This is a genomic window from Candidatus Krumholzibacteriia bacterium, from assembly GCA_035268685.1.
GTDB lineage: Bacteria > Krumholzibacteriota > Krumholzibacteriia > JAJRXK01 > JAJRXK01 > JAJRXK01.
In genome coordinates this window covers 1-5,855 of the sequence record DATFKK010000009.1, presented here as the reverse complement: position 1 = coordinate 5,855, position 5,855 = coordinate 1, and the positions used below count along the sequence as shown (strand labels likewise).

General features: G+C 69.8%; 4 protein-coding genes. 3 read left to right on the top strand and 1 reads right to left on the bottom strand.

The features are described 5' to 3' along the window. Nucleotides 1–818, bottom strand: an 818-nt coding sequence (locus tag VKA86_00800) for a phosphatase PAP2 family protein (protein HKK69723.1), incomplete at its 3' end; no start/stop codon positions are given. A gap of 146 nt (nucleotides 819–964) precedes the next feature. Between VKA86_00800 and VKA86_00795 the strand changes: the two genes are divergently transcribed. The 3 genes from VKA86_00795 to VKA86_00785 all read left to right on the top strand — a co-directional run bounded on the left by VKA86_00795 (nucleotide 965) and on the right by VKA86_00785 (nucleotide 5,349). Continuing rightward, complete coding sequence (locus tag VKA86_00795) at nucleotides 965–2,767, top strand: hypothetical protein (GenBank protein ID HKK69722.1); 1,803 nt, start codon at nucleotides 965–967, stop codon at nucleotides 2,765–2,767. A 114-nt stretch (nucleotides 2,768–2,881) separates the two neighbouring features. Then, nucleotides 2,882–3,832 (top strand): FAD-dependent thymidylate synthase, encoded by a 951-nt coding sequence (thyX, locus tag VKA86_00790; GenBank protein ID HKK69721.1) that lies wholly within the window; start codon nucleotides 2,882–2,884, stop codon nucleotides 3,830–3,832. Nucleotides 3,833–3,912: 80 nt separating this feature from the next. After that, a complete protein-coding gene (locus VKA86_00785; protein ID HKK69720.1) occupies nucleotides 3,913–5,349 on the top strand; it encodes a class II fumarate hydratase in 1,437 nt (478 codons plus the stop codon). Nucleotides 5,350–5,855: the final 506 nt, after the last annotated feature.

The window sequence follows — 5,855 nt, the reverse complement described above, 5'->3', positions numbered from 1 at the left end:
GCGAGAGCGGGGCGGCCGTCGGGAGCGATCGTGGGGGCAACGGACAACCCGCCGGTCTCGGGGGTCTCGTGACGACGGTACACGAAGCGGGCCGCGGCGATGCCGCTGACCGATCCGATCCAGACGTCGCTCGCCCAGTGCGCGCTGGAGTACACCCGTTGCAGGCTGACCGCCCCGGCGATCGTGTACAGAGGGATCGTCGCCCACCAGCGATCGACGTGCAGCCGGACGACCTCGGCGGCCGACCACACGCTCGCCGCATGGCCGCTCGGGAACGATGTCCCACCGTTGAACTCGAAGAAATACGCGCCGCGGTCCTCGTTCGGGCGACGACGTCCCAGGACGAGCTTGCTCGCGTTGCGCAGCGAGCCACTCATCCACTGGGCCTCGAGGATCTCGGCGCCCATGCGGGCCAGGCGGGGGACGTCCGCCGCATAGCCGACCACCATGGCGCCGGCGTAGAAGGGCCAGGTCTTGCCCATGAGGCCGAGCCGGCCGAATCGATCTCCGGTGCGCCGGGTGAGGTCGAAGGCCCCGTCGCGCTCGTTGCGCTGGGCGAAGTCGTCGATGTCCTCGTCGAAGGCGAAGAGGGCGCCGCCGACGGCGACCACCAGGCCGAGGTTTCGCAGATCTTCACCCGACATCCGCGACGGGGCGGTGACGAGGGCCCAGGCATCGTCGGCCAGGATTCGCAGGCCCCGTCCGGCATCACGGAGGGGTTGGCGGTCGGCCCGGGCCTCGACGGCCGGCGCGAGGACGAGGGCGGCGGTGATCCACAGGACGTGGACGAGCGGGAGGCGTCGGCGGAGTTCGGACATGATCGATCTCGGTCGGGGAGCGCGGGGCAGGTGGGGCCGCGGCACACGTCGGCTTGACCCCCGCGGGCGACCTCGTCACATTGACGGGGCCCGGCGGCGATTCTGGTCGAGTGCGCCGGTCGTCGTCCAGTGAAAGGTCCCTCGCCGTGATTCGTTCCCTGGTTGCGTGGCTCGTCCTCCTGGTTCTCGCACCCGTTCCCTTCGTGTCGTCCGGGTGCGGTTCCGACGACGATCCCGTCGACGTGGTCGATCCCGGCGACGACGACCCCGGCCCCCACGACGGCGAGGACTCGATCCTCTTCCGCGTGTACGTCGACACACCCTCGGGCGGAGAGGACCTGCGATGGGTCGGCACGCCCGACGGGCCGGCCGACGACTCCCCCGAGACCACCGATCGGCCCTTCGTCCCCTTCGGGCGCGGATTCCGGATCGAGTGGGAGCCCGACGCCGCGGTGGCGCCGGTCGTCGGCACGCGGGTCCGGGTCTACGAGACCGACGACGAGACCTTCTTCCTGCCCGACGCGGGTCCCGACTCGGTCGCCTTCGACGACACCCGGTCGATCCGCTTCGCCAACGACACGCCGCGCTCGGCGATCGATCCGGCCGACTGCGGAACCGGGCCCGATTGCTTCGGCGACCTGCGCTTTCCGTCGGGACCGCGATTCCTCGAAGTACGATCGATCAACGCGAACGGGCGGGTGATCGCGAGCGGGCAGACGCTGCGGTTCGACGTGAACTACTCGCCGACGGTCGATCTGGTGGAGAGTCCGGCCGAGCCGGACAGCACGGCTGCCTTCCCGGCGTGGACCGTGGCGCTGGAGGCGGGCGGGCGATGGGAGCGGGCGCTGGCGCCCGGCGACACGATTCCCGCCGGGGCCGAGGTCCGGGTGCGGCTGCGCGGGCAGGACCGCTTTCCCGGGGCCACACCTCCCGACAGCCTGTGCTGCGACGTTCGGCTCGACGACCAGGGTCCCGAGGTGCGCTACAAGGGCTTCACCCGGTTCACGCTGCGCGAGGACGACGGCTTCCCGAACACCTTCAACACCTTCGCCAGCGAGGCCACGGCCGACTCCGTGCTGGTGATGAACGTCGGCCCGGCCGACTACGAGCTGAACCTCGTCAGCGTCGACGAGCACGGGCGGCAGAGCGACCGCGCCACCCTGTCCTTCGTGGGCGGATTCCCGCCGCGCACGCCGCGGGTGGAGCCGACCGACGGACAGCAGATCGTGCTGCGCCCGCCCGATCCGGCCGAACCGTCGGACGACTACCAGGTCTTCACGAACGTGGGCCTGGGCTTCGATCCGGTCTCGGGCCGCTGGAGCGAGACCGTCGAGGAGCTCCGCTTCGACGGCACGCTGTTCCGGATCCCGATCCGGATCGAGGCCGACCCCGATTCCCGCGTCCCGCCGGCCAGTTCGCAGATCCTGGGCCTGCTCACCGGAGTGCCGCGTTCGTTCGCCTACACCATGGTGTCGGAGTTCGATCCGACCAATCGATACGCGCAGGGGATCGGCGATCGCGAGGACTTCTACATTCCCGCGACCATGCCCCGCGTCCTCGAACTGACTCTCACCGACGACGATCGATTCGAGGGCATCGAGATCTTCGTGCCCGACCTGTTCTTCTCGACGCCCGGCCTGTTCGACCCCGGGCTGGCCGAACCGGGCGATCCCGATCCCTTCGATGAGTGGCAGCCCGTCGCCGATCGGATCCGCTCCGACCTCGGCCGCTACGAGTTCTTCGCCCGGGCCTCGACCACGGTGTTCGGTTCCGAACTCGTGCAACGGCCGCCCGCCGCGCGTGGTGCCGACACCCGCCTGCAGGACTTCGTGGTGGAGGAGCTGGAGCGCTTCGGCCGCTACAGTCCGCCGAGCGAGACCACGTTCAGCGTGCACCTGGAGTTCCAGACCGACGCCGGCCCGGTGCTCTGGCCGCCCGTGAGCGACTGAGCCGACGCGCCCGGCGGTTGCCCTCGGCCGCGGGCGGGGCTACAGTCCCGCTCGTCGTCTCCCCCGGGCGCGCGGGCGCGCCCGGCCCGCCGTCGCCCCGTGCCGAGGCCTCCCATGTCCGAATCCACCGATCGCGCCGAACGCGTCGAGCGCCCCCGCGTGGCCGCGCTCGACGAGATCCTGGGCGAGGCCCTGCCCGTGCTCGACGACGGCTTCGTGCGCGTGGTCGACTACATGGGAGACGACGGTTCGATCGTCCAGGCCGCGCGGGTGAGCTACGGCAAGGGCACCAAGAAGGTCAGCGAGGACCGCGGGCTGATCCGCTACCTGCTGCGGCATCGCCACACCACGCCCTTCGAGATGGCCGAGATCAAACTGCACGTGCGCGTGCCCATGGACTGCTGGCGGCAGTGGATCCGGCACCGCACGGCGAACGTGAACGAGTACAGCACGCGCTACTCGATCGCGATCGAGGCGAGCCAGACCACCGCGCCCGACGAGTGGCGCCAGCAGGCAGCGTCGAACCGGCAGGGCAGCGAGGGCTTCGCCGATCACGGACTCGGCGAGACGCTCAGCGCGCAGGAGCGCGAGCTGCAGGACCACGCCCGACGCGTGTACAACGAACGCCTCGAGCGCGGCATCGCCCGCGAGCAGGCGCGCAAGGACCTTCCCCTGTCGACCTACACCGAGGCCTACTGGAAGGTCGACCTGCACAACCTCCTGCACTTCCTCGCCCTGCGCATGGACATGCACGCCCAGGAGGAGATCCGCGAGTACGCCACCGTGATCGGCGAACGGATCGCGAGCAAGTGGGTACCGCTGACCTGGGAGGCCTTCGAGGACTACCGCCGCGGTGGCGCCTTCTTCAGCCGCATCGACCGCGAGATCCTGCGCCTGGTGGTGCAGGGCGATCGCGACGCGGCCACGCGGCGCGCCGAAGAACTGGGGATCCTCAGCTGGGGCGAGAAGGGTCCGAAGCGCAACCGCGAACGGGCCGAACTCGAGACCAAACTCGCCGACCTGGGACTGGCCGTCCCGTGGGCCGATCGCAGCGGCCCTTCCTGATTCCGATGCACGCCGGTTCCCCCACGGGACCGGCGTTCCCACGTGGGGCCACGCCCCGCACCGACCAACGGAGAGATCACATGGCGAAGAAGCGTACGAGCCGTCGCCGCCGCGTGCCGAAGTGGCGGATCGAACAGGACTCGATGGGGAAGATGAAGGTTCCTTCGTGGGCGCTGTGGGGAGCGTCGACGCAGCGGGCGAAGGACAACTTCCCCGTGAGCGGGCGCGTGGTGCCCGTGGAGGTGGTGCATGCCTTCGGCCTGCTGAAGGAGGCCTGCGCCCGGGCGAACATGGAGCTCAAGCGGATCAGCGGGCCCAAGGGCCGCACGATCGTGCGCGCCGCCCAGGCCGTGGCCGAGGGTGAGCTCGACGACCACTTCGTCGTCGACGTCTTCCAGACCGGTTCGGGCACGTCGACCAACATGAACGCCAACGAGGTGATCGCCAACTACGCCTCGCTCGAGGCCGGCGAGGAGGTCGGCAGCAAGCGCCCCGTGCATCCCAACGACCACGTGAACATGGGGCAGAGCAGCAACGACACCTTTCCCACCGCCATGCACGTGGCCGCTGCCCTGTCCCTTGCCAACGACCTGAAGCCCGCGCTCGAGCGCATGCAGGAGGAGTTGGCGGCCAGGGCCGAGGAGTGGGACGACATCACCAAGATCGGCCGGACCCATCTGATGGACGCCACGCCCATCCGCGTGGGGCAGGTCTTCGGCGGCTACGCCGAGCAGATGGCGAAGGCGATGGAGCGCTGCGACGTGGCGATCGAAGCGCTGAGCGAGCTGGCCATCGGCGGCACCGCCGTCGGCACCGGCATCAACACCCACCCGCAGTTCTCGAAGAAGGTCTGCCAGCAGCTGAGCAACGCCACCGGCCTGACCTTTCGCGAGGCGAACAACCACCCCGAGGCCCAGGCGGCCAAGGACGGCTACGTGGAGGTGAGCGGCGAGCTGCGCACCATCGCCGTGAGCCTGAGCAAGATCGCCAACGACATCCGCTGGCTCGGAAGCGGCCCCCGCTGCGGTCTGGGCGAGCTGAGCCTGCCCGCCACCCAGCCCGGCAGTTCGATCATGCCCGGCAAGGTGAACCCCGTGATCTGCGAGAGCATGATCCAGATCTGCGCCCGCGTGGTCGGCAACGACACCTCGGTCACCCTGGGCGGATTCGGCGGCGTGGGCAGCATCCTCGAGCTCAACGTGGCCATGCCCATGATGGCCGACGCGGTGCACGAGAGCATCAAGCTGCTCACCAACGGTTGCGACATGTTCACCGACAAGCTCCTGCGCGACCTGAAGGTGAACCGCGAGCACACCGAGGGGCTGATCGAGGGCTCGCTGATGATCGTCACCAGCCTGGCCCCCGTCATCGGCTACGACCAGGCCGCCGCCGTGGCCAAGGAGGCCCACCGGAAGGGCAAGACCATTCGCGAGATCGTCCTGGCCCTCGAACTCCTCGACGAGGAGCAGCTCGACGAGCTGCTGGACTTCGACGCGATGACCCGCCCGCACCGTTAGCCGCGGCGACGTCGCGAGCGGGCGAGACGAGGCCGGTCTCCGGAGGGAGGCCGGCCTTCGTGTGGGTGTCGGCCTGTGTGGTGGTGTCGGCCTACGCGTGGGTGCTGGCCTGCGCTTGGGTGCCGGCCTTCCTGGCGGTGGCCATCGCGGGGGAAGTGTTCGGTGCGGGTGACGGTTGGGGATGTTCCGCGTGGGAACGCTGGCGCTTCCGCTGCGGAAGTCGGGATGGCGGACTTCTTCCCGTACGGCTTCCGCCGCGGAAGTGCGCACGCAGCATGACACCTGGGGATGTTCCGCGCGGGAACACGTCCGCTTCCGCGGTGGAAGTGGCGGGTTCTCCTCCCGCGCTACGATCCGAGCAGGCTGCGGAACGCCGCGTGGTTGCGGCGCCCCTGTGCCCCGTGATCGGGTACGGCGAAGACGATCCGCCGGAAGCACGGAGTGGCCGCGCTCGTCCGTAGTGCTCGTGCAGCGGCTTCGGCCACCATCGCGGGATCGTTCCCGAA